The sequence below is a fragment of the Corynebacterium sp. HMSC077D03 genome (assembly GCF_001808545.1).
Taxonomy (GTDB): Bacteria; Actinomycetota; Actinomycetes; order Mycobacteriales; family Mycobacteriaceae; genus Corynebacterium; species Corynebacterium simulans.
The window spans coordinates 1-21,979 of the sequence record NZ_KV793663.1; the positions used below are offsets into that span (position 1 = coordinate 1).

20 protein-coding genes are annotated in these 21,979 nt (G+C 58.5%); 15 read left to right on the plus strand and 5 right to left on the minus strand.

The window, feature by feature from the left end; all coding sequences use genetic code 11:
- The coding region (locus HMPREF2888_RS02090; protein ID WP_305764048.1) for a biotin/lipoyl-containing protein at positions 1-387 on the minus strand (387 nt) is incomplete at its 3' end.
- Positions 388-526: 139 nt separating this feature from the next.
- On the opposite strand from HMPREF2888_RS02090, the gene HMPREF2888_RS02095 reads away from it, so the two are divergent.
- Positions 527-919 carry a hypothetical protein gene (locus HMPREF2888_RS02095; protein WP_061923587.1) on the plus strand — a complete coding sequence of 131 codons (393 nt, stop codon included), beginning with the start codon at positions 527-529 and terminating at the stop codon, positions 917-919.
- A gap of 22 nt (positions 920-941) precedes the next feature.
- Here the strand turns inward: HMPREF2888_RS02095 and HMPREF2888_RS02100 are convergent, their stop codons facing one another.
- Positions 942-2,441 (minus strand): leucyl aminopeptidase, encoded by a 1,500-nt coding sequence (locus HMPREF2888_RS02100; protein WP_061923584.1) that lies wholly within the window; start codon positions 2,439-2,441, stop codon positions 942-944.
- 121 nt (positions 2,442-2,562) lie between these two features.
- Between HMPREF2888_RS02100 and HMPREF2888_RS02105 the strand changes: the two genes are divergently transcribed.
- Positions 2,563-3,669: a branched-chain amino acid aminotransferase gene (locus HMPREF2888_RS02105; RefSeq protein ID WP_061923579.1), complete on the plus strand. Its 1,107-nt coding sequence runs from the start codon at positions 2,563-2,565 to the stop codon at positions 3,667-3,669.
- Between the two features lie 21 nt (positions 3,670-3,690).
- Here the strand turns inward: HMPREF2888_RS02105 and HMPREF2888_RS02110 are convergent, their stop codons facing one another.
- Both HMPREF2888_RS02110 and HMPREF2888_RS02115 read right to left on the minus strand, forming a co-directional pair.
- Complete coding sequence (locus tag HMPREF2888_RS02110; protein WP_061923576.1) at positions 3,691-4,704, minus strand: nicotinate-nucleotide--dimethylbenzimidazole phosphoribosyltransferase; 1,014 nt, start codon at positions 4,702-4,704, stop codon at positions 3,691-3,693.
- A 54-nt stretch (positions 4,705-4,758) separates the two neighbouring features.
- Positions 4,759-5,460, minus strand: coding sequence for a DUF3043 domain-containing protein (locus HMPREF2888_RS02115; RefSeq protein ID WP_061923573.1), 702 nt, complete (start codon positions 5,458-5,460; stop codon positions 4,759-4,761).
- A gap of 153 nt (positions 5,461-5,613) precedes the next feature.
- On the opposite strand from HMPREF2888_RS02115, the gene HMPREF2888_RS02120 reads away from it, so the two are divergent.
- Complete coding sequence (locus HMPREF2888_RS02120) at positions 5,614-5,958, plus strand: HesB/IscA family protein (protein WP_061923570.1); 345 nt, start codon at positions 5,614-5,616, stop codon at positions 5,956-5,958.
- Positions 5,959-6,128: 170 nt separating this feature from the next.
- On the opposite strand, the gene asnB is transcribed toward HMPREF2888_RS02120, so the two are convergent.
- Positions 6,129-8,051, minus strand: a complete 1,923-nt coding sequence (gene asnB / locus HMPREF2888_RS02125) for an asparagine synthase (glutamine-hydrolyzing) (RefSeq protein ID WP_070433297.1) — start codon at positions 8,049-8,051, stop codon at positions 6,129-6,131.
- Between the two features lie 410 nt (positions 8,052-8,461).
- Between asnB and HMPREF2888_RS02130 the strand changes: the two genes are divergently transcribed.
- The 12 genes from HMPREF2888_RS02130 (at position 8,462) to HMPREF2888_RS02185 (ending at position 21,873) form a co-directional block, all read left to right on the plus strand.
- Positions 8,462-9,538, plus strand: a complete 1,077-nt coding sequence (locus tag HMPREF2888_RS02130; RefSeq protein WP_061923561.1) for an aa3-type cytochrome oxidase subunit II — start codon at positions 8,462-8,464, stop codon at positions 9,536-9,538.
- 23 nt (positions 9,539-9,561) lie between these two features.
- A complete protein-coding gene (locus tag HMPREF2888_RS02135; protein ID WP_061923558.1) occupies positions 9,562-9,993 on the plus strand; it encodes an aa3-type cytochrome oxidase subunit IV in 432 nt (143 codons plus the stop codon).
- A gap of 612 nt (positions 9,994-10,605) precedes the next feature.
- Positions 10,606-11,190: an aa3-type cytochrome oxidase subunit III gene (locus HMPREF2888_RS02140; RefSeq protein WP_179294365.1), complete on the plus strand. Its 585-nt coding sequence runs from the start codon at positions 10,606-10,608 to the stop codon at positions 11,188-11,190.
- A 71-nt stretch (positions 11,191-11,261) separates the two neighbouring features.
- Positions 11,262-12,149 carry a cytochrome bc1 complex diheme cytochrome c subunit gene (locus tag HMPREF2888_RS02145; RefSeq protein ID WP_070456017.1) on the plus strand — a complete coding sequence of 296 codons (888 nt, stop codon included), beginning with the start codon at positions 11,262-11,264 and terminating at the stop codon, positions 12,147-12,149.
- Complete coding sequence (locus tag HMPREF2888_RS02150) at positions 12,146-13,366, plus strand: cytochrome bc1 complex Rieske iron-sulfur subunit (RefSeq protein WP_061923549.1); 1,221 nt, start codon at positions 12,146-12,148, stop codon at positions 13,364-13,366. Before HMPREF2888_RS02145 ends, HMPREF2888_RS02150 begins: the two co-directional genes overlap by 4 nt.
- Entirely contained in the window at positions 13,366-14,988 is a 1,623-nt protein-coding gene (locus HMPREF2888_RS02155) for a cytochrome bc1 complex cytochrome b subunit (protein ID WP_061923546.1), read from the plus strand. The genes HMPREF2888_RS02150 and HMPREF2888_RS02155 overlap by 1 nt, the downstream gene beginning before the upstream one ends.
- Positions 14,989-15,812: 824 nt before the next feature.
- Positions 15,813-16,436, plus strand: coding sequence for a C40 family peptidase (locus HMPREF2888_RS02160; RefSeq protein ID WP_061923543.1), 624 nt, complete (start codon positions 15,813-15,815; stop codon positions 16,434-16,436).
- A 169-nt stretch (positions 16,437-16,605) separates the two neighbouring features.
- Positions 16,606-17,715 carry a C40 family peptidase gene (locus tag HMPREF2888_RS02165; RefSeq protein ID WP_235591059.1) on the plus strand — a complete coding sequence of 370 codons (1,110 nt, stop codon included), beginning with the start codon at positions 16,606-16,608 and terminating at the stop codon, positions 17,713-17,715.
- A 10-nt stretch (positions 17,716-17,725) separates the two neighbouring features.
- Positions 17,726-18,847, plus strand: a complete 1,122-nt coding sequence (locus tag HMPREF2888_RS02170; protein ID WP_070518135.1) for a glycosyltransferase family 4 protein — start codon at positions 17,726-17,728, stop codon at positions 18,845-18,847.
- A gap of 83 nt (positions 18,848-18,930) precedes the next feature.
- Entirely contained in the window at positions 18,931-19,884 is a 954-nt protein-coding gene (locus HMPREF2888_RS02175; protein ID WP_061923538.1) for an ROK family protein, read from the plus strand.
- Positions 19,885-19,905: 21 nt separating this feature from the next.
- On the plus strand, positions 19,906-20,652 hold the full coding sequence (locus tag HMPREF2888_RS02180; RefSeq protein ID WP_061923535.1) for a lysophospholipid acyltransferase family protein: 747 nt from the start codon (positions 19,906-19,908) through the stop codon (positions 20,650-20,652).
- Between the two features lie 3 nt (positions 20,653-20,655).
- Positions 20,656-21,873, plus strand: coding sequence for an acyltransferase family protein (locus HMPREF2888_RS02185; protein WP_082778619.1), 1,218 nt, complete (start codon positions 20,656-20,658; stop codon positions 21,871-21,873).
- Positions 21,874-21,979 lie beyond the last annotated feature (106 nt).

Sequence of the window (21,979 nt, forward strand, 5' to 3'; positions counted from 1 at the left end):
GCCGAGCTCTGGCATAGCTACGTCGGTTGCAGAGCCAGAAGCAGCCGGTGCAGAAGCCTCTTCCTTCGTCTCTTCAGCCTTAGGCTCTTCTTTGGCTTCTTCCTCTTCCTCGGCTGGCTTTTCAGCGGAAGAATCGGAAGCAGACTCGCCCTCGTCACCAATGATGGCGATGACGGAGCCGACTTCTACGTCGTCATCTTCGTCAGCCTTGATTTCGAGGATGGTGCCTGCTACGGGGGAAGGGATTTCGGTGTCGACCTTATCGGTGGAGACCTCGAGCAATGGTTCGTCGACCTCGACCGTGTCACCCACGGACTTAAGCCACTGGGTAATCGTGCCTTCGGTTACGGATTCGCCCAGTTCGGGCATCACAACAGAGTGTGCCATAAGTAATAAGACTCCTCGGAAGTCGGAATTGTTTAACGCTGATGCTCAATCCTACCGCGTGTGTGCGACTAGCGTGCACATCTGGGTCCACCAGTCCGTTTTAAGTGCGCAAGTGCGCGGGGGAGTAGACTCGTGGCCTATGTTTAATCCCTTCCGTCGAAACAGATCTAGGTCCCAGTTGCGGCCCCCACGTGGGCCTGGCGAGACGATCCGGAAGGAAGACGCAGCAGCCCTTTCTGAGTGGGCGCGCGGACGCGCCTATATCGAAGCATTTGTAGAACCCGAAACGGTGGTCAATGAGATGTCCGTGGTTGTCGTGGATGAGACTGGCCAGTTCATCCGCCGCCGGATCGGCGGGCCGAAGGGTATTGATGCCGTGGCGAAACTGCTGCAATGCGATGTCTATGACGTAGAAGAAACCGGCTATCCCCAGCGCATGCGCGAGCGTATGGAGCGCGAACGCATCTTGCGCAAGCGAGAAGAACAAAGACAGCGCCGCGCCCGCTTTGAGCGCGAGCACGGCGCTGAGTAGAAGCCCAGGCTAGGGCTGCGGTTTAGGACTCTGCGATTTCGCGCAGCGCTGCAACCACGGTGCGAACTGGAACGCCGGTGGCGCGCTTCGGGGTGTAGCCGTGCGGTGCGCCGTTGTTCCAGGACGGGCCGGCGACGTCGATGTGCGCCCACTCGATGTCTTCGCCGACGAACTTCTGCAGGTAGGTACCGGCAAATTCCATGCCGCCCTCGCGCTTAGCGTTGATATTGCGGATATCGGCAGCCTGGGACTTGACCTCTTCGTCGTGCTCCTCGAGCAGCGGCATTGCCCATGCGTTCTCACCGACCTCGCGGCCAATCTCAGCAATGCGGTCGCGGAAGAGATCGGAGCCCATGACGCCAGCGGTACGGGTACCCAGCGCGACAATCTGCGCGCCGGTAAGCGTAGCGGTCTCGATGAGGTACTCCGGCTTATCCGCGCTGGCGCGAGCAATGGCATCTGCCAAAACGAGGCGGCCTTCGGCGTCGGTGTTGAGCACCTCAGAGGTGATTCCGCCGTAGTGAGTAATCACATCGCCTGGGCGGGTAGCACCTGGCCCTGGCATGTTTTCAGCAAATGGCAGGGTAGCGGTGACCTTGACCGGGATCTCCAGCTTGGCGGCCGCAATGATGGCAGCGGCCATGGCTGCGGAGCCACCCATGTCGGAGATCATGTCCCACATGCCGGCGCCCGGCTTCAAGGAGATGCCGCCGGTATCGAAGGTGATGCCCTTGCCCACCAGAGCAACGGTGCTGGTGGCATCCTTCGGCGCCCAGGTAAGTCGCACTAGGCGTGGTGGGCGCTTGGAGCCTTTGCCCACGGAGATGATGCCGCCGTAGCCTTCCTTCTTCAGCTGCTTTTCATCTAGTACCTCTACCTCCAGGCCTGCCGCGGCAGCCTCGTTGGAGATGAATTCGGCATAAGACTCGGGGTAGAGCTCGTTAGCCGGGGTATTTACCAGATCGCGGGCGAGGTTCACAGCCTCAGCGGCAACGCGCGCGGCCTCGAACTCTTCGGCTGCCTTCTTGTTTGCGATAACGCTGAAGGAAGCCGGCGACTCGGAGTCGTTGGTCTCGCCGGAACGGATGCCGCGGTAAGCGTAGCCGCCAAGGATGAGGCCCTCGACGGTGGCGGTCAGGCCAAAGTCCGCAAGGGTGGTGACCACGGTGCCAGCGCCGGTGAGCGCACGCGCGGCGGTGCCGGCGTGGCGGCGCAGCATCTCGTCGTCGAGAAGCTCAGCGTCACCCAAGCCGACAGCGACGATGAGCGGCGCGATGGAATCCTGCGGTGCAGGGATGCGGGTGATTTCGCCCGCGCGGCCAGTTGCGCCTACCGCAGCAAGCGCCTCGTAGGTAGCGCGCAGCGCAGCGGAATCCAGAGCGTCGCTTCCCGGAACCTCAAGGCCATCCTCGCCGCTGAAGGCTGCGATGAGCAATGCGTCGGCCTTCTTTGGGGCCTTCTTTGCCAGTTCAACAGATGGGAAGCTGCCGCGGGCGGGCAGGGTAAACGCGGACTTTGCCACGATTTCCTCCTTGCATTCGGGATTGAAAATGGTTTTACCTCACACACCCTACCCGTCTAGCTCACATCTTTAGGCGAATTTTGCCTGCCCTCCTATAGAAAAAGGGAGTAGCGTGTGGGGCATGTTGAATTACACCGTAACGCGTACTGAGCACCCCACTTCAACTGAAAAACTGGCCGAGATTCTCCAGGATCCTGGCTTTGGCAAAAAGTTCACCGACCACATGGTGACCATTGACTGGAACGAAGAAAAAGGCTGGCATGACGCGCAGGTGCGTCCATATGCACCGTTTAGCATGGACCCAGCCTCCAACATCTTCCACTACGGCCAGGCCATCTTCGAAGGTATTAAGGCCTACCGCCAGCTGGATGGCTCCATCGCCACTTTCCGCCCGGAAGAAAACGCGCAGCGTTTCATCGATTCTGCGGCGCGTTTGGCCATGCCGGAGCTGCCGCAGGAAGAGTTCATCGAGTCGCTGCGCCAGCTAGTCGACGTCGATCAGGCGTGGGTTCCAGCCGCGGGCGGCGAGGAGGCGCTGTACCTGCGCCCCTTTATGATTTCCACTGAGGTCTCCTTGGGCGTTCACCCGGCGAATTCTTATCGCTACGTGCTGATTGCTTCACCGGCAGGCGCATATTTTTCCGGTGGCATCAAACCGGTATCGGTTTGGCTGTGCACCGACTATGTGCGTGCGGCTCCAGGTGGCACTGGTGCGGCGAAGTTCGCTGGCAATTATGCAGGCTCCCTGCTTGCGCAGGCACAGGCTGCGGAGAAGGGATGCGACCAGGTGGTCTGGCTCGATGCCATCGAACACAAGTACATCGAAGAGATGGGCGGGATGAACCTAGCGTTTATCTACGGCGAGGAAGGAAACCAGGCCCTGGTTACCCCAGAGCTATCCGGCTCCTTGCTGCCGGGCATTACCCGTAAGTCCTTGCTGCAGGTAGCACAGGATATGGGGCTTAAAGTTGAGGAGCGCCGCATCACTGCGCAACAGTGGCGCGATGATGTTGCATCGGGTGCGATGACGGAAGCCTTTGCTTGCGGCACCGCCGCCGTTATCACTCCAGTGGGCCATGTCATGGGCGACGACGTTGACTTCAAGGTCAACGGCAACGAAGCCGGCAAGACCACGATGGCGCTGCGCGAGCGGCTCACTGGCATCCAGCGTGGTTGCGTAGAAGATAACCACGGCTGGCTGCACACGCTGGTTGAGAAGGCCGACTAATCCTGCGGCGCCTGTTTGGGCCTATTCTTGAGCCGATTCTAGAGTCGGCTCTTGAGCTGCTGCGAGAACATTGAGTTCGTCCGCGGCAAGTTCGAGGGCGGACTGAATGAGCGGCAACGCGGCCAGTGCGCCCAGGCCTTGTCCGGCGCGCATCTCAAGCTCAAGCAGTGGGCGCAGCTCCAGCAGCTGCAAGGCCTTAATGTGTGCCGGCTCCGTGGTGACATTCGCCGCGAGCAGCCACTGCTTTACGCCTGGTGCGAGGGACTCGGCGAAGACTGCGGCGGCGGCGCACAGCGGGCCGTCGATAAGCATCGGCGTGCGGCGCGCAGTGGCCTGACAGATAAAGCCCACCAACGCCGCAAAGCTAGGCGAGGATGCGGCTTGAATAACCTCCGCGCCCTCCAAGTTGCGGATGCGGAACATGGCGTCGCGGATCACGGTGACCTTGGTCTTCCACATTGCATCCGTGGTGCCCGAGCCAGGACCCACGATGGCGACCGGCTCAGTGCTGGTGAAATGACCCATGAGCGCTGCGGCAACGGTGGTAGCACCAACGCCCACCTCGGCGGGAATGAGCAGATCGGCGCCGGAATCAATCTCGGCGTCGGCAGTGGCTTGGCCCAAAGAAAACGCCGCCTCGAACTCCTCGTTGCCCATCGCCGGCTCGGCGTCGATAGGGGCGGAGGGCGCACAATCGACGACCGTGATGCTGGCGCTTGCGCGGCGTGCCAAGCTGTGGCTCGGTCCGGTGCCTTCCTTTAATTCAGCAATCTGCTGCGCGTCGGATTCGGGCGCGAAAGCAGAAAGGCCGACACCTTCGAAAGTGCGGGTAGCGATGCCATGCGAACCAGCGAAGACGACAACGCGTGGGCGGCGCAAAGCCGCCGCTGGTACGACACCCTGACAAGCAGCAAGCCAGCTCGCGACGCCGCTCAACCTACCGAAAGAATCTCCGCGTACAGAGGAAGCCAACGCGTCGGCGACGGCGCGGCCTGCTTGCTGATCAGGCTGCGGAACCGGCGTGAGCTCAGACATCGCTACTCCTTAATAACTACCTAGAAATAACTACCTAGATTAAGTAAGACTGCCTTAGACGGTAGCGCCGCGCTCGACGCGTGGCTTTGGGGTACGCCACTTGCGCGGCTGGGAAGCGCGCGTATATGCGTAGAAGCCCAAGCCGAAGCCAGCCTCGGTGGTTCCCGGGAACTTCAGGCGCACTGCGTTGTTGCACTGACGAGCCAGCCAGAAACCCTCGATGGCGATTACCGCGATAACCACCATGGCGAAGATATTGACCCAGTTGGCAACGTTGGGGCTGAAGTTGGCCAGCATCATAACCACAAGCAGAAGCAGCATCATAGGCATCATCCACTCGTTGATGAATTTGCGGGAATCTACCCAGTCACGCACGTAGCGGCGGACTTCGCCCTTATCGCGGGGCAGCAGGTAGCGCTCGTCGCCGCTCGCCATGCGCTCCTGGGCAAGGCGGTTAGCCGCACGAGATTCCTCGCGCTCCTTGCGCTTATAGGCCTTCCATTCCTCCTTGGACATGGAAGCCTTCATCTCCTTGCGGTGCTGGTAGCGCTGGGCTTCGGACATGCCGTGCGGATCGCGCTTGACGCCGCGGGCGATCTCTTGCTGATCGCGCTTCGGCGTGGGACGACCCTTCGGCGGGGTGTAACCCTTGCGGTGTTCCTCCGGCTTTTTAGCAGCCGGGGTTTCGCTCATCTGAGAAGCGGGGAGGGCGGCGCTACCGTCCGCCTTTTCATCTTTTTGCCACGGAAGTTTCACGTTGATCAGACTACAAGGTTGTGGCCGTTAAATGGGAATAGGCCCGCCCTGCCCGGTGTTGTGAAAGACGTAAGCGAGGTCAACCTTTCCACCTTCGAAACATTGAGGGTAGGGTAGAGGCCAGAAAAACCCGTACTTAATAGAGGAGAAGACATGACCGCTCCAGCTTCCGCTACCGGCGTCATCCTGACTGAGGCAGCAGCCGCAAAGGCAAAGGCACTGCTCGAGCAGGAAGGCCGTGATGACCTGTCTCTGCGTATTGCCGTCCAGCCAGGTGGTTGCGCTGGCCTGCGTTACCAGCTGTACTTCGACGACCGCAGCCTCGATGGTGACAAGGTCGACAACGTTGATGGCGTAAACCTCGTCGTTGACAAGATGTCCGTTCCTTACCTCACTGGCGCAAAGATCGACTTCGCTGACACCATTGAGTCCCAGGGCTTTACCATTGACAACCCGAATGCCGGTGGCTCCTGCGCTTGTGGTGACTCCTTTAACTAAATAGCGCGCTTTTAAGCGTTTCAGCTTAAAGCGTCTTGGCTTAAAGCCCTTCGTGGCTGCAAGCACGAAAAGTGCCCGCCGCTTTCCTCTGTTCCTCCTTTTGAAAGATAAGGGAGACAGGTCAAGCGGCGGGCACTTTTTGGATAAACGTCAAAGTGACGAAACCTGGCTTATAGCTTTACCGGATAGTCGCGCTGTTCGATCTGCGGATCGATGCGATTTTCTACGAAGATGCCGTGCCAGATCATGAACGAGAGGACCGTCCACAGGCGGCGCGAGTGATCGCTCACGCCGTCGCGGTGCTCCTTGAGCATCTCCAGAACTTCCTTCTTGTTGAAGATGTCCTCGGTCTGGGACTCGTTGATCTGGTCCTGTGCCCAGCCGTAGAGCTCGTCGCCAGCCAGCCAGTGGCGCATTGGAACTGGGAAGCCGAGCTTCTTACGGTGCAGAACGTGTGGCGGAACGATCTGCTCCATTGCCTTGCGCAGAGCGTACTTGGTGGTGCCGTGGGAAATCTTCAGATCGTGCGGAATGGTTTCTGCCACCTTGAAAACTTCCTTGTCCAGGAACGGCACGCGCAGCTCCAGGGAGTTAGCCATATTCATCTTGTCGGCCTTGACCAAGATGTCGCCGCGCATCCACGTAAACAGGTCGAGGTGCTGCATGCGGGCAACTGGGTCGAAGTCACGGGACTGCGCATAAATAGGCGCCGTGACCTCACGGTGGTCCCATTCCTCCTTGGCCCACGGAATAACGCGCTGCATTTGCTCGAAGTTGAAGGAGCGGGCGTTGCCGTAGTAACGCTCTTCCATGGTCATGGAGCCACGGTTGAGAAGGGACTTACCCTTCATGCCTTCTGGGAGAACCTTCGACAGCTGGCCTAAGCCACGGCGCAGCGGGGAAGGGATTTTCTCAAATGGTGCCAGCGAAAGCGGCTCCTTATAAATGGTGTAGCCGCCGAACAGCTCGTCCGCGCCCTCGCCGGAGAGAACGACCTTGACGTGTTTGCGGGCCTCCTGGGCCACGAAGTACAGCGGAACCAGGGACGGATCGGCCACCGGGTTGTCCAGGTACCACATGATTTTCGGAACCGCGGTGGCGTATTCCTCTGGGGAGACAATCTTGACGATATGCTCAACGCCGATTGCTTCAGCAGATTCTGCGGCGACGTCGACTTCGGAGTAGCCTTCGCGCTCGAAGCCGGTGGTGAAAGTCAAAAGATCCGGATTGTGGCGCTTTGCCAGGGTTGCAATCGCGGTGGAGTCGATGCCTCCGGACAGGAAAGAGCCAACCGTGACGTCTGCACGCATGTGCTTTTCGACGGAGTCCTCCAGCGCCTTAGCAATCTTGTCGAAGAGCTGCTGTTCGCTGCCCTCTGCCACCTTCTGGACCGAGAAGCGCGGCTTGAAGTAGCGATCGTTTGTGACCTTCTGGCCCGGGCGCAGCGTGACGGTAGAGCCGGATTCGACGCGGCGAATGTTAGCGTGCAGGGATTCCGGTTCCGGAACGTACTGCAGATCGACGTAATGCTCAATTGCGCGCTTGTCTAGGCTGAGGTCTAGACCCAGCGGCTCGGCCATATCGAGGATGCACTTCATCTCGGAGGCGAAGATGGTGCCTGCCTCGGTGGTGGCGTAATACAGCGGCTTGATGCCGAACTGGTCGCGGGCGGCAAACATCGTCTTGGTTTCGGTGTCCCAGATGACAAAGCCGAACATGCCACGCAGGTGATTGACTACATCCTCGCCCCAGTGGTGGTAGCCCACGACGATGGGCTCGCCGTCGCCTTCGGTGTTGAACTTCAGGCCGGCCGCCTTAAGCTCCTCGCGCAGCTCGATGTAGTTGTAGATCTCGCCGTTGAAGGTCAGGGCATAGCGCTCTGGATTATCTTCTGGGCCCCAGCGCAGTGGCTGGTGGGAGTGCTCAAGGTCAATGATGGACAGGCGGTTGAAGCCAAAGACGACGTCGTCGTCATGCCAGGTGCCCGCTGCATCCGGGCCGCGGTGGTGCATGCACTGCAAGGACTGTTCGAGGGCATCTACGTACTTGGCCGCGTCGTGGTTAGCGGTCAGTAGTCCGCAAAGTCCGCACATAGGGTGGTTGCTCCTTATTAATCAAGGGTCTTTTTCTTCCGAATACTTTACGGGGCTTAAATCCTAAATGGAGTTACGCGCGCCGAGTTACAAGCTTCGTGGCAGTCTTTGTTCAGCAATCGGGGAGGGGTTGGCGCAGCTTACCCGTTAGGGTGCGAACTTTCGGATGATGTAGCCGCATGGCCTTTGTGAATTGGGTCATAGGCTAAACCCGCCATTCGAGGGGTTGGTTCTGCCCTTGTGCAGGTGGGCCGGTAACATGCAGTGCGTTCGCAGTTTGCAGAGTGTTTCGGAAGGCCTGTGAAGCTATCAAATGCTTAAGAAACGCAGGCTCCATCCACTATCCTGATTGGATAGGAATGCTCTGTGAGTATTCGAGAAGTTTGTGTGGACAGAAAGGCAGAACACACGTGGGACAGCGTAAGCAGCGCAACTTTGCCCGTAAGGCGGGCCTAGCTGGCGCAATCGCTCTTGGCGGCTTCGCATTGGCTGGTTGTGACGTAGAAGCTCCAACCGCCGTTGAGAACCTCTTGGGCTTTGGTTGGCCAAAGGGCATTACCCCTGAGGCGGAGTCTATGTACAACTTCTGGATTTGGGTCTGGGTTGCAGCATGGATTGTTGGTTTCATCATGTGGGGGCTCTTCCTCACCGCCATCTTCAAGTGGAACGCGAAGAAGGCTGAAAAGGATGGCAAGGGCGAGTTCCCTAAGCAGCTGCAGTACAACGTGCCGCTGGAGATGACTCTGACCATCGTGCCAATTCTTATCATCATGGGCCTGTTCTTCTTTACCGTTCAGGCGCAGCAGAAGGTCACCGCACTGGATAAGAACCCAGAGGTTACCGTCGATGTCACCGCTTACCAGTGGAACTGGAAGTTCGGTTACGCCGAGAACAAGGTAGACGGCGAGAACTACAACGGCGAGGACACCGAGCGTAAGAAGATTGCTGAAGAATCCTCCGTTGACCCGGAGGGCGTGGAGAACCCGAACCCAATTCACGGCAAGTCCATGGGGGACATCTCCTACCTGAACTTCAACAAGATCGAGACTGTTGGCTCCACCGAGGAAGTTCCGGTTCTGGTTCTTCCTTCCGAGACCCCGATTGAGTTCCGTCTCGCTTCCGGTGACGTCTCCCACGCATTCTGGGTTCCGGAATTCCTCTTCAAGCGCGACGTTTACGCGCACCCAGAGGCTAACGCTCAGGAGCGTCGCTTCCAGATTGAGAAGATTGATGAGGAAGGCGCATTCGTTGGCCGCTGTGCCGAGATGTGCGGTACCTACCACTCCATGATGAACTTCGAGATCCGTGTTGTTAACCGCGATGACTTCAATAAGTACCTGAAGTTCCGTGAGCAGAACCCGGAGGCAACCAACGCTGAGGCTCTTGAGCACATCGGCCAGGATCCTTACGCAGTGACCACCTCTCCGTTCAACTCTCAGCGCGATACCCGCACCGGTGACAACTTCGTTGACACCCCGAAGGCATAAGTAGAAAAGGACTGAATTTCACAATGCGTGCAACATCTAAGGTCTTCTACTCGATTGCGACCTACCTGTTTGTTTCCCTGATTGTTTACGTCCTCGGCGTGAACTTCGTGAAGGATGACGGCTACCTGTACGGTCCGGAGTGGGCAGGCATCGTCGGCCTTACCCTGGCGTTCCTGCTGTGCATCATGCTCGGCGTGTACATCAGCTTCACCGATTCCCGCGTCGACGTCGCTCCTGAGGACTGGGAAGAGGCAGAGACTGAGGACGGCGCTGGCATCCTCGGCTTCTTCTCCCCGGGTTCCATCTGGCCGCTGGCTATGACCGGCTCCATCGCGCTGCTTGGTCTGGGCATCATCTTCCTGTACTTCTGGCTCATCGTTCTCGGCGCTGCTTGCTTGGTGGCTTCCGTTACCGGTCTGTCCCTGCAGTACGGTCTGCCGAAGGAAAAGCACTAATTTTCCTTGCGCGTTAGTGGCGGCCTATCCCGGCGGTCACTAACGCCCGCCTAAAACTTCTCGCGTCCCCCATCACTTTCCGTGGTGGGGGACTTTGGCGATCTCCGCGTCGGATGGAAGGTTTCAAAAGTTCCCACAAAATCTAAAAGAGTTTCTAAAGCGGATGTGGCGGGGGAGGGGACGGTGGTGAAAGCTGCTCTCAACGCGCGCTATATCACCGAGTAATGGCACGTTAGGGGCTATTTTCGCGGGGGTCAACCGAAAGTTGGAAACCTGCTATTTTCAGCAGCGACCGTTTTGTGATTTATATCATCGAGCTAATCGCTCAATTCGGTTGCAAAGCGCATCTTAAGTGTTCAATTTTTCCGGCGATTTCGCGGCCTTTTCGGCGGTCAACCGGCCAATAAGCTGTTTACCTGCACGGATGGGACGTCGTAAAGCAGTAGTAAAAGTTCCCGCTAGCTGCCGATTTTTCTCCAAAATTAACCTTTGCTGGCAAAGCGCTGTGGCATGGCGAAAAGTAGCTTCAAAAAATCGGGGGGAATTGAAGTGACTTCGCGTCTCTGACCGGCCATACTGTTATGCGTGACGAGCGTAGTTTCAAACCAAGGTATGGCAGCACCACGTGTTGCCGCGCTGAACCGACCCAACATGGTCAGCGTTGGCACCATCGTGTTCCTGTCTCAGGAATTGATGTTCTTTGCCGGACTGTTCGCGATGTGGTTCACCTCGCGTGCAAACGGCCAGGAAGGCGACTGGGCGGAGCATACCGCCCATATCAACGTGCCGATGGGATTCATCATCACGGCCGTGCTGATTTCGTCTTCCGTGACCTCCCAGTTCGGCGTATTCGCAGCAGAAAGGGGTGACGTATACAAGCTCCGACTCTGGTACTCAGTGACCTTGCTGTTGGGTGTTGTCTTCTTGGGCATCATGGCATTTGAGTGGACAGAGTTGATCACGCACGGTGTGACTGTTCAGTCCAGCGTCTTCGGTTCGGTCTTTTACATCCTGACCGGCTTCCATGCTGCACACGTGACTGCAGGCCTTATCTCCTTCGCGATCATTCTGGCGCGTATTGCTAAGTCCAAGTTCACGCCAGCACAGGCAACCGCAGCGATGGCAGTGTCCTACTACTGGCACTTCGTCGATGTTGTCTGGATTGGCGTGTTCGTAGTCATCTACCTAGTCCAGTAGGCCGTAGGAGCCCGGGAGCAGGCTCTCGGCCTACAGCCATCCATTTCCGTGTACGAGTTATCTAAAGGAAAATGATGGATAACATTCAGCAAACCGCCGCAGTGGAAGAGACCACTGCCGCGGCTAAGAAGACCCGCCGTCGCCGCAAGGCGAAGCGCACTCTTGCCGGCGGCTTCGCTCTGAGCATCGGTCTGACTGGTGCTGGTGTCCTGGCTTCCGCCTTGACCCCAGACGCGCAGATCGCAACCGCTCAGAAGGATGACCAGGCTCTCGTTCAAGAGGGCAAGGACATCTACGACGTTGCTTGTATCACCTGCCACGGTGCCAACCTGCAGGGCATCGAGGGCCGCGGCCCGTCCCTCGTTGGCATCGGTGCTGGCTCCGTGTACTTCCAGGTACACTCCGGCCGCATGCCGATGATGTCCAACGACGCACAGGCTGAGCGCAAGACCCCGCGTTACACCGAGCAGCAGACCCAGGCGCTTGCAGCTTATGTTGCAGCAAATGGTGGCGGCGCTGACATCGTCTACAACGAAGACGGCACCATTGCTCAGGAATCTCTTCGTGGCGCTAACTACAACGGCCAGATTCAGGCCGAGGACGTAGCTAAGGGTTCCGAGCTGTTCCGCATGAACTGTGCATCCTGCCACAACTTCACCGGCCAGGGCGGCGCTTTGTCCTCCGGTAAGTACGCTCCGCCGCTGGCTCCGGCCAACGAGCAGGAGATCTACCAGGCAATGCTGACTGGTCCGCAGAACATGCCTAAGTTCTCCGACCGTCAGCTTTCCGCAGACGAGAAGAAGGACATCATCGCCTACCTCAAGTCTGCAAAGGAAACCCCGTCTCCAGCAGGCTGGGACCTTGGTGGATTGGGCCCGGTTGCTGAGGGTCTCGCAATGTGGATCATCGGCATCAGCGCTTTGTGCGTTGCCGCTATGTGGATTGGATCGCGCTCATGAGCAATGTAAAGAAGAACTACACCAACGCAGAGCTCGACAAGATGAGCAACGATGAGCTCGCCGCTCTCGGCACCGAGCTCGACGACGTAACCGTTGCGTTCCGTAAGGAGCGTTTCCCGGTCGATGGCGACCCAGCTGAAAAGCGCGCCGCCGGTAACGTCACCTTCTGGCTGGCACTGTCTGTCATCGCTGGTATCGCCTTCCTTGGCGTTTACCTCTTCTGGCCTTGGCAGTACAAGATGCTGGGAGAGGACGGCATCTGGTGGCATACTCTTTACACCCCGTTGCTGGGTGTTACCGCTGGCCTGGCTATTTTGGCCCTGGGCTTTGCCATCGTTCAGTACGTTAAGAAGATTCTGCCAGAAGAGATTTCCGTTCAGCGTCGTCACGACGGCCCTTCCGAGGAAGTCGACCGCCGCACCCTGACCGCTCTTCTGAACGATTCTTGGAAGACCTCCACTCTGGGTCGTCGCAAAACCATCATGGGTCTGCTCGGCGGCGCAGGCGTTCTGTTTGGTCTGTCCGTTATTGCTCCGCTGGGCGGCGCAATCAACAACCCATGGAAGAAGCGCCACGAGCTTAACTACGCTGGCGACGGCACTCTGTGGACCTCCGGTTGGACCATGCACGAGAAGGGCGTGAAGCTCTACCTGGCTCGCGATACCTCTACTATTGCGGAAAAGCACGAGGGTGAGTCCGGTACCCACTACACCACCCGTGGCCTCGCTCGTCTGGTTCGCGTGCGTCCTGAGGACCTCGCTGCCGGCGGCATGGAGACTGTCTTCCCGCTCGCTGCGGAAGACGTCAACGATGGTGACCTGTGGTCTGAGGAAAAGGACGTCTACGAAAACCACATGCACTCCATTCACGGCAACCGCAACGCCGTGATGCTCATCCGCCTGCGTCACTCCGATGCGCAGAAGGCAATTGAGCGTGCTGGTCAGGAAGACTTCCACTACGGCGACTACTACGCCTACTCCAAGATCTGTACCCACATTGGTTGCCCGACCTCTCTGTACGAGGCTCAGACCAACCGCATTCTGTGCCCGTGCCACCAGTCGCAGTTCGACGCTTTGCACTACGGCAAGCCGGTCTTCGGACCTGCAGCCCGTGCACTGCCGCAGCTGCCGATCGGCGTGGACGAAGAGGGCTACCTCGTTGCCAAGGGCAACTTTATCGAGCCTGTCGGACCTGCATTCTGGGAGCGTAAGTCATAATGAGTAACAAACTTGCCAAGATGGGCAACAACATGGATTCGCGCTACTCCGCAGCCGGAGTACTGCGAACCCAGCTGAACAAGGTCTTTCCGACCCACTGGTCCTTCATGCTCGGTGAGATGGCTCTTTACAGCTTCATCATCCTGCTACTGACCGGTATCTACCTGGCACTGTTCTTCGACCCTTCCATCACGAAGGTCATCTACGACGGTGCATACACCCCGCTGAACGGCGTTGAGATGTCCCGCGCTTACGCAACTGCGCTGGATCTTTCCTTCGAGGTTCGCGGCGGCCTGTTTATCCGCCAGATGCACCACTGGGCAGCACTGATGTTCATGATGTCCATGGTTGCTCACATGCTCCGCATCTTCTTCACCGGTGCGTTCCGTCGCCCGCGTGAGGCCAACTGGATCATCGGTTGTGCACTGATTCTCCTGGGCATGGTTGAGGGCTTCCTCGGCTACTCCCTCCCGGACGATCTGCTCTCCGGCGTTGGTCTGCGAATCATGTCCGCTATCATCCTGGGCCTGCCTATTATCGGCACCTGGTTGCACTGGGCAATCTTCGGCGGCGACTTCCCGTCCGACCTCATGCTGGACCGTTTCTACATCCTGCACGTTCTGGTTATCCCGGGCATCATCCTGGGTCTGGTTGCCGCTCACCTCATTATGGTTTGGTTCCAGAAGCACACCCAGTTCCCTGGACCAGGCCGCGCAGAAAACAACGTTGTCGGTGTCCGCATTATGCCGGTCTTCGCTACGAAGGCAATCGGCATGGGAATGATGGTTGCTGGCGTTCTGGCTTTGATGTCTGGTCTGCTGACCATCAACGCCATCTGGCTGCTTGGCCCGTACAACCCGTCTCAGGTCTCCGCTGGTTCCCAGCCGGATATCTACATGCTGTGGACTGACGGTGTTGCTCGTGTCATGCCGGCATGGGAGCTGTACCTGGGCAACTACACCATTCCTTCCGCATTCTGGGTTGCACTGCTTTGTGGTGCGATGGTCGTGCTGCTGTTTGCTTACCCGTTCCTGGAGAAGAAGTTCACTGGCGATGACGCTCACCACAACCTGCTGCAGCGTCCGCGCGATGTTCCGGTTCGTTCCGCTATCGGCGCAATGGCGATCACCTTCTTCCTGCTGGTGACCCTGTCCGGTGGTAACGACCACGTCGCACACTTCTTCCAGATCTCGCTGAACGCAATGACCTGGGTTGGTCGTATCGGCCTCATCGTCTTGCCTCCAATCGCTTACTTCGTTACCTACCGCATCTGCGTTGGTCTGCAGCGATCTGACCGCGAGGTCCTGGAGCACGGCATCGAGACCGGTGTTATCAAGCAGCTGCCGAATGGTGCCTTCATCGAGGTCCACCAGCCGCTTGGCCCGGTCGACGAGCACGGGCACCCGGTTCCGCTGGAGTACGCTGGTGCTCAGGTTCCGAAGCAGCTCAACCAGCTCGGCTTCGCTGACTCTGAGACCCAGGGTATTTTCTCCCCGGATGACTCCGCACTCATGCACCGTGTCCACGAAATTCACGAGGAGAACCACGCTGAGGAGGCAGAAATGTTCCGCCGCCTCAACGAGGCAAACCGTCGCGAAGACGAAGAGCACGGCCGCATCTAAGGCTTCTACATAAGAGCCTGAAACTCGCTCACAAGCCCTCGCCTTTCCTACTGCTAGTAAGAGAGGCGGGGGCTTTAGCGATCCCCACATCGGCCCGCTAGGTGCCTGTGTTGCGCGCCGTTTTCTACTCCTTATATATAGGAAGCAATCCATTCAGGTTTTAGGGCGAGAACTCTGGGGATAAGGAGAACGTCGTTATTAGGGGAGTAGTGCATTCTTCTAGCGCGTAAACTTGCCCAAACTGAGTTCAAATGTGTGTGAAAATTGGTGCTCGTGAGCCTTCAGATCCGGGCCAAAACTGCATTGTGAGCAAGGACACTGTTGTAATTTTTTACGCAAAATTCGCTTCAAAGGTTGATGATAATAAGTTTCCTGCAAACGGCATTGGTGACCATATTTTCGCAGGTTAGGCTTTATCTCAAAGTGATAACGGGGAGAGTTTCCCGGCGAAAGGTCTGAAACATTTCGGAAATGTCAATGGAAGATAACGGGACGATAACGGCCGCGGTTTTGGGTCGGTGATTCGACATTGGCTGTGACAGTTTCGTAACCTATTTGAGACATTGAGTTACCGACGAAGTGGTGCTCAATAACGAACTGAAGATTTAAGTGCCGCATCTGGCCCCCTCCTAATCCGGGGGCCGAGTGGAGATGCTCCTACAGGAACGGAGCATCAACGAACGCTAGGCCCGCCCCGGGTCAGAGCTTCGAAAGGTTCGCAGAAATTGTGAACCCGAGCGTGAATCTTTACTTCCAGCATTTCTGCGAAGTAATTACGCGTGCTCATTCGAAGTAGGCACACAGGAAGATTTGGAGTTTAATTCGTGTCTAAGCACCGTCGTCAGGGCGCAATCACCACCCGCCGTATTGCAACCACCGCAGTTGCTGCAGCGTCCGCAGCAGTTGCAGTCCCAGCAGTTGCACAGGGTGCCGAGGTAGTCATCCCTAACACCGACTACCGCTTCGAGGTTGCGGGCCTGGAGAACGTCCCGAACATCAACCAGGTTCCGAACATTCAGCAGTATGTTCCGTCCCTGCAACAGGAGAACGTAAACTACGCTGCGTCCGTACAGGCGTCGGCTCCGGCCGCTGCTCCGGCACAGTCTGCGGGCCAGAAGGCTCTCGCAGCTGCACGCTCCGTCATTGGTGCACCGTACGTTTACGGTGCAAACGGCCCGAGCGCATTCGACTGCTCCGGTCTGACCTCCTGGGCATACCGCCAGGCCGGCGTTGAGATCCCACGTACTTCCCAGGCTCAGGCTGCTGCTGGCAAGCAGGTCTCCCTGGATGCTCTGCAGCCGGGCGACATCATCGTCTACTACTCTGGTGCATCCCACGTCGGTATCTACACCGGCAACGGCACCATCATCGATGCTTTGAACTCCGGTGTCCCGGTTCAGGAGCGCCCTCTGGATTACATGCCGATCCACTCCGCAGTTCGCTTCTAAGGCTTAAGCAGCTGCCTTCGGCATTACTGGCCCTTGCCTCCATTTATTTATGGACGGCAGGGGCTATTTGTGGTTTTATGGTTTGTTGTTCGTGTACTCGCTTTCAGCGCGAGATATGCGCTAGTATTAAGCGGTCTATTATTATTTTTTAAGTTTGGGAACTACTACCGTGCTTTCTTCCACTTTGCGGGCCCGCCGCACTTTCTACGCGGCATTGGCCGCAGCGCTTACCGTATCCACTGCTTGGGGCGTGGCGGTCGTGCCTCCCGCGACGGCACAAGAGGTCGAGCAAGTCCAGGAAGCACCGGCTGCCGCAGCGCCCGCGGAGGAACCTGGTAGTCCTGAGAGCGAGGACCTGCAGAAGTTGGTTGACCGTGTCGCGGACGTCGCCCAGCGCGTGGCCGCCAAGAACGAGGAAGTCAAGGCTTCCGAGGATGCACTGGCCGCTACCGAAAAGGAAGTAGAAGAACTCCAGAAGCGCGCCGATGACGCGCGCATAAAAGCGGATGCTGCAGCTGTTGCCGTAACAGACCAACAAGATCGCATCAACGGCATCGCCCAGTCGCGTTACCGCGGTGATTCCACCAGTGCCGTCGCAGCCGCTTTGGATGCCGCAGATCCTGGCACCGCTGTTGAACGTATGGGCTACCTTGGCGCGCTTTCGCGCACCGCGCAACGCAATCTTGATGACAAGGCTGCGGCCGCCGACGTCGCTCGTGGACTGCAAGACGAGGCCGCCGCTGCCGTAAAGGCCGCACAAGATAAGGCTGTGGAGCTTGAACAGCAGCGGGATCGCCTTCTCAAGGAGCAGGAAGAGCTCGAAACACAGAAGAAGGAGATCGAGGAAAAGGTCGATAGCCTAAACGAGGCGCAGCGCGCTGCCTTTGTGGGCCGCTTCGGTGCTAAGGACGTCGACGTTGCTGCCTTGTCCGACGGTTCCGGTTCCAAGGCCGTCGAAGCTGCCCTTACCCGCTTGGGTGCGCCGTATGGCTGGGGTGCTACGGGCCCTGACGTCTTTGACTGCTCAGGTCTTATGCTTTGGAGTTATCAGCAGATGGGCAAGTCCATTCCGCGTACCTCGCAGGCGCAGCTCGCAGGTGGCACCCAAGTCCCACTCGATCAGCTCGAGCCCGGTGACATCATCGGTTATTACCCAGGAGTTACCCACGTCGGTATGTACGTCGGCGATGGCAAGGTAGTACATGCTTCGACCTATGGCGTGCCGGTTCAGGTTGTTCCGGTGGACTCTATGCCGATCCAAGGAGCGGTGCGCTACTAGAGTAGGGCGCATGGCGCGCACACTACTGGTTAGCAATGACTTCCCGCCCACGATTGGCGGGATTCAGTCATATCTACGGGACTTCGTCTCCACCCTGGATCCTTCCGAGGTTGTCGTCTTTGCCTCGACGCAGGATGCTGAGGCCGCCGCGCTTTACGATGCCGCCCAGCCCTACCAGGTCATCCGTTGGCCGCGGCGCATTATGCTGCCTACTCCGGCAACCGTGCGCGAGATGCAGCGGCTTATCAAGGCCTATGACATCGACATCGTTTGGTTCGGTGCGGCAGCCCCTCTTGCATTGATGGGTAAGGCTGCCAAGGAAGTCGGCGCGACCAAGGTTGTGGCCACTACTCACGGCCACGAGGTGGGGTGGTCCATGCTTCCGGTTGCCCGTCAGGCGCTGCGGTGCATCGGAGAGCACGCTGATGTTATTACGTATATCTCCGACTACACGCTGCGTCGCTTGCAAGCGCCCTTTGGCCCTGGGCCGAAGTGGGTGCATCTTCCCTCTGCGGTGAGCCTGGAGGATTTTCAGCCGGCCGATGAGCAGAAAAAGCAGGCTGCGCGTGCGCACTTCGGTTTGTCAGATGGTCCCGTCATCACGTGTATTTCCCGCTTGGTCCCGCGCAAGGGGCAAGACCAGCTGCTGCGAGCTCTGCCGAAGGTTCGCGCGCAATTTCCCAATGCACAACTGCTCATCATTGGTCGCGGCCGCTACCGGAAAGCTTTAGAGCGGCTCGCCGAAATCTATGCCCCCGACGTCATCATCCGCGAGGCCAAAGACATTACGGAGCTGCAGATGGCCCTGCACGCCGCCGATGTCTTTGCCATGCCCGCGCGTACCCGTGGGGGAGGCCTCGACGTCGAGGGCTTGGGCATCGTCTACCTTGAGGCCCAGGCCTGCGGCGTGCCCGTCATTGCCGGTGACTCCGGCGGCGCACCGGAGACCGTCACGGATGACACCGGCATCGTGGTGCGCGGTTCAAGTGTTGCCGAATTGGAGGAGGCATTGTGCGCCTTGCTAGGCGATGCTCCTCGCGCCCGCCGCATGGGCCAGGCTGGCCGCAACCACGTGGAGAAGGCATGGACGTGGGAAATCATGGGTGGGCGCCTGCGTGAAATCTTGGCTTAGTGACAGAGATTAATTTCTTTATCGATTCCGCTCGAACATGCAGAATGTGACCAATACCCCGGCGGGGGTATATCCTGTTGTGCATGCTTGAACACGCTCAACCTGCCGCGGACTCCGGATTCACCATTGGATTCGACATCGGCGGCACCAACCTACGCGCGGCGACCATCAGCGCGGAGGGCAACATTGTTGATTCGGTGAGCGTGCCAACTGCGGATAGCGCCCGCCAGCTAGAAGATGACATCGTCCAGGCCGTAGACACCCTGCGTGAGAAGAATGAGATCTCCGCAGTCGGCTTGGCACTCGCCGGCTTTTTGGATCCCCAGTGCGAAACCGTGCGCTTTGCCCCGCACTTGCCGTGGCGCGATGCGCCGGTGCGCGAAATTTTGAGCAAGCGGCTCGGTCTACCCGTACGCCTCGAGCATGACGCTAACTCCGCAGCGTGGGGAGAGTGGCGCTTCGGTGCCGGTCGCGGCGCCAAGGACTGGGTGTTCTTCTCTGTCGGCACCGGCATTGGCGCAACCTTGATGACCGAGGACAAGATTTACCGCGGCGCGTTCGGCACGGCCCCAGAATTCGGCCACCTTACCGTGGTCCCGGGTGGACGCGAGTGCTCCTGCGGCAAGCGCGGCTGCCTAGAACGCTATGCCTCCGGTACCGCATTGCCCGATACCTGTGAGGAGCTGCGCCCAAGCTATTCCACCACGCTGCCAGTAGGTGCCGAGGGAGTAGAAATCACCACCGCCGCACGCGCCGGCGATCCTCTCGGCCTAGCCGTCATGGAGCACTTCGGAACCTGGCTGGGCCAGGGCCTTTCCATCGTGGCAGACGTCTTGGATCCCGAGCTGATCGTGATTGGCGGCGGCGTCGCCAATGATGCGGATCTCTACCTAGACACCGCGCGCGAGAACATGGCGCGCCAAATAGTAGGGGCGGGGCATCGCCCGCTGGCCCGCGTGGCCACCGCAGATCTGGGCTCAGCGGCGGGTATGATTGGCGTAGCTGACCTAGCCCGCAATGGGCTTGCCATAGGTTAATTAAACGACAGGGACAACGCGATGCGAAACAAGTGGTACTGGGCATTTAAGAACATCTTTTTCGGTCCTGCCTTGCGGTTGTGGAACCGCCCGTGGACTGAAGGCATGGATAACATTCCCACTGCAGGCCCAGCGATTCTTGTCTCCACGCACCAAGCGGTGATGGACTCTTTCTTCTTCCCACTGATGTGCCCGCGTCAGATCACCTTCTTGGCCAAGAGCGAGTATTTCACTACCCCGGGCTTGGTGGGCCGCGCGCAAGCGTGGTTCTTCAGCTCGGTCGGCCAGGTCCCTGTCGAGCGCGACAGCGACAACGCCAGCGATGCCATGCTGGAATCCGCACAGCTGATTCTGAATAGGGGAGACCTGTTTGGCATCTACCCGGAGGGCACCCGTTCTCCTGATGGCCGCATCTACAAAGGTCGTACTGGTATGGGGCGCATCGCCATGACCACCGGGAAGAAGGTCATTCCGATCGCCATGATCGGTACCCGCAAGGCCAATCCGATCGGCAGCTGGGTGCCGCGTCCTACCAAGGTCGGCATGCGCGTTGCCGAGCCGATCGATCCGCATGAGTGGGCAGCGGAACGCGGTTTGGACCCGAATGAGCATGACACCATTCGTGCTTTCACCGATTACGTTATGCAGGAATTGGCCGAGCTTTCCGGCCAGCCATATGTCGATGTCTATGCCTCTGAGGTCAAAGCCTCCCTGCAAGCAGGCAAGGGCTATCCTGCAGGCGCGGAACCAAAATACGAGGCGCACTAGGCGGTGAGTTCCCCTAAGGCTCGATTAGCGTGGCCTGACATCGCCAAGGGTATTTCCATCCTTGGCGTTGTTCTTTTGCACGTCACGCTCACTGTTCCCGAATCCAGCGAGACCCGACTCGCGGCCCTCAACCTCTGGCTAGACCCGCTGCGTTTGCCCCTCTTCTTCCTCGTCAGCGGCTACTTTTCTACGAAGGTTTTTAACTTCACCTTCCCGCAGCTTTTCGCGCGCCGCCTGTGGTATTTCATCGTGCCCTATGTGGTGTGGATGGCCGTGGAATTGCAGGTAAAACGCCTCGAATTACACTGGGTCTTTGAAAGCGACATCTTTGATCGCAATGAGATGCTGTTCAACATGGTCTTTGGCCACACGATGGCCTGGTTTATCCATTCTCTGATCTTCTTCAACATCTTCTTGTGGTGCGTACGCAAGCTGCCCGGCTGGCTGGCCGTGCTTTTAAGCTTTACGCCGCTCTTGTTCATGGCGTGGCAGGCGCACTTTACCTTCATTGCCAAGGCAATGATGTTCCTGCCGATGTTCGTAGCCGCGGCTTTCTTCCGGGACTGGATTACCCGCTTCGCCTCCGAAATCGAGGCACCTTTCAAGGGACACTTTGGCCTTTCCACCGCCTTTTTCTACGGCGGCACCATTGTGGCTTACCTCTGCGGCTCCTTTTTCCGCCGTGCTTGGGATTCTTATCCCGAGGAGGTCTTCATTCCGTGGCCGCTGCCCGGTGCGGAGTACCTGACCTCTAACGAGGTGCACATCTTGGTCCGCTTCGTGGAACAGGCCTTGGAGGTCCCGCTGGGCATTGTGCTTGCGATTTGGGTCTCCTATGTCCCAGTCCTGTCCAAGGGATTGCGCTTTATAGGCTCGCACACGCTGCCCATCTACTTGGCGCATCCCATCGGCCTTACAGTGGGCTATGGCTTCTTCATGGCTTGGTTCCCACATGAGGTCACCCTGCACGGCGAGCACTTGCTGGATAACACCTGGTTCTGGTTGATCGCCTGCTTCGTCTTTGCCGCCATTGCCTCTCTGGCGCTATGGGCGCTGGGGCGCGTGCCGATTGTAGGCTGGCTGCTCAAACCGCCGGACATCTCGCATCTCATCGACGCGCCTGCACAGCAGGATTATCATCCGGAAAACACTCCGCGGCAAGACCCAAAGGCCCACCGCTGCGAGCGGGCCCCCTGCTGCAGCGCACGCCGCCGCGACTAGCAGGTGTATGCGTGGGAGCGGGGGTCGGGCGGCGTCGCCAAGCACCGCCTCTTGCACCCCAGACCCCAAGGCATGCTGGGGGGGTGTTCCTATATAGGTTGTCAAC

Bases quoted from the DNA above. Each gene is read 5' to 3' on its own strand.
- HMPREF2888_RS02095 (WP_061923587.1), top strand. From the start codon at position 527: ATGTTTAATCCCTTCCGTCGAAACAGATCTAGGTCCCAGTTGCGGCCC.
- HMPREF2888_RS02105 (WP_061923579.1), top strand. From the start codon at position 2,563: ATGTTGAATTACACCGTAACGCGTACTGAGCACCCCACTTCAACTGAA.
- HMPREF2888_RS02110 (WP_061923576.1), bottom strand. From the start codon at position 4,704: ATGTCTGAGCTCACGCCGGTTCCGCAGCCTGATCAGCAAGCAGGCCGC.
- HMPREF2888_RS02120 (WP_061923570.1), top strand. From the start codon at position 5,614: ATGACCGCTCCAGCTTCCGCTACCGGCGTCATCCTGACTGAGGCAGCA.
- asnB (WP_070433297.1), bottom strand. From the start codon at position 8,051: ATGTGCGGACTTTGCGGACTACTGACCGCTAACCACGACGCGGCCAAG.
- HMPREF2888_RS02135 (WP_061923558.1), top strand. From the start codon at position 9,562: ATGCGTGCAACATCTAAGGTCTTCTACTCGATTGCGACCTACCTGTTT.
- HMPREF2888_RS02140 (WP_179294365.1), top strand. From the start codon at position 10,606: ATGGCAGCACCACGTGTTGCCGCGCTGAACCGACCCAACATGGTCAGC.
- HMPREF2888_RS02145 (WP_070456017.1), top strand. From the start codon at position 11,262: ATGATGGATAACATTCAGCAAACCGCCGCAGTGGAAGAGACCACTGCC.
- HMPREF2888_RS02150 (WP_061923549.1), top strand. From the start codon at position 12,146: ATGAGCAATGTAAAGAAGAACTACACCAACGCAGAGCTCGACAAGATG.
- HMPREF2888_RS02155 (WP_061923546.1), top strand. From the start codon at position 13,366: ATGAGTAACAAACTTGCCAAGATGGGCAACAACATGGATTCGCGCTAC.
- HMPREF2888_RS02170 (WP_070518135.1), top strand. From the start codon at position 17,726: ATGGCGCGCACACTACTGGTTAGCAATGACTTCCCGCCCACGATTGGC.
- HMPREF2888_RS02175 (WP_061923538.1), top strand. From the start codon at position 18,931: ATGCTTGAACACGCTCAACCTGCCGCGGACTCCGGATTCACCATTGGA.
- HMPREF2888_RS02180 (WP_061923535.1), top strand. From the start codon at position 19,906: ATGCGAAACAAGTGGTACTGGGCATTTAAGAACATCTTTTTCGGTCCT.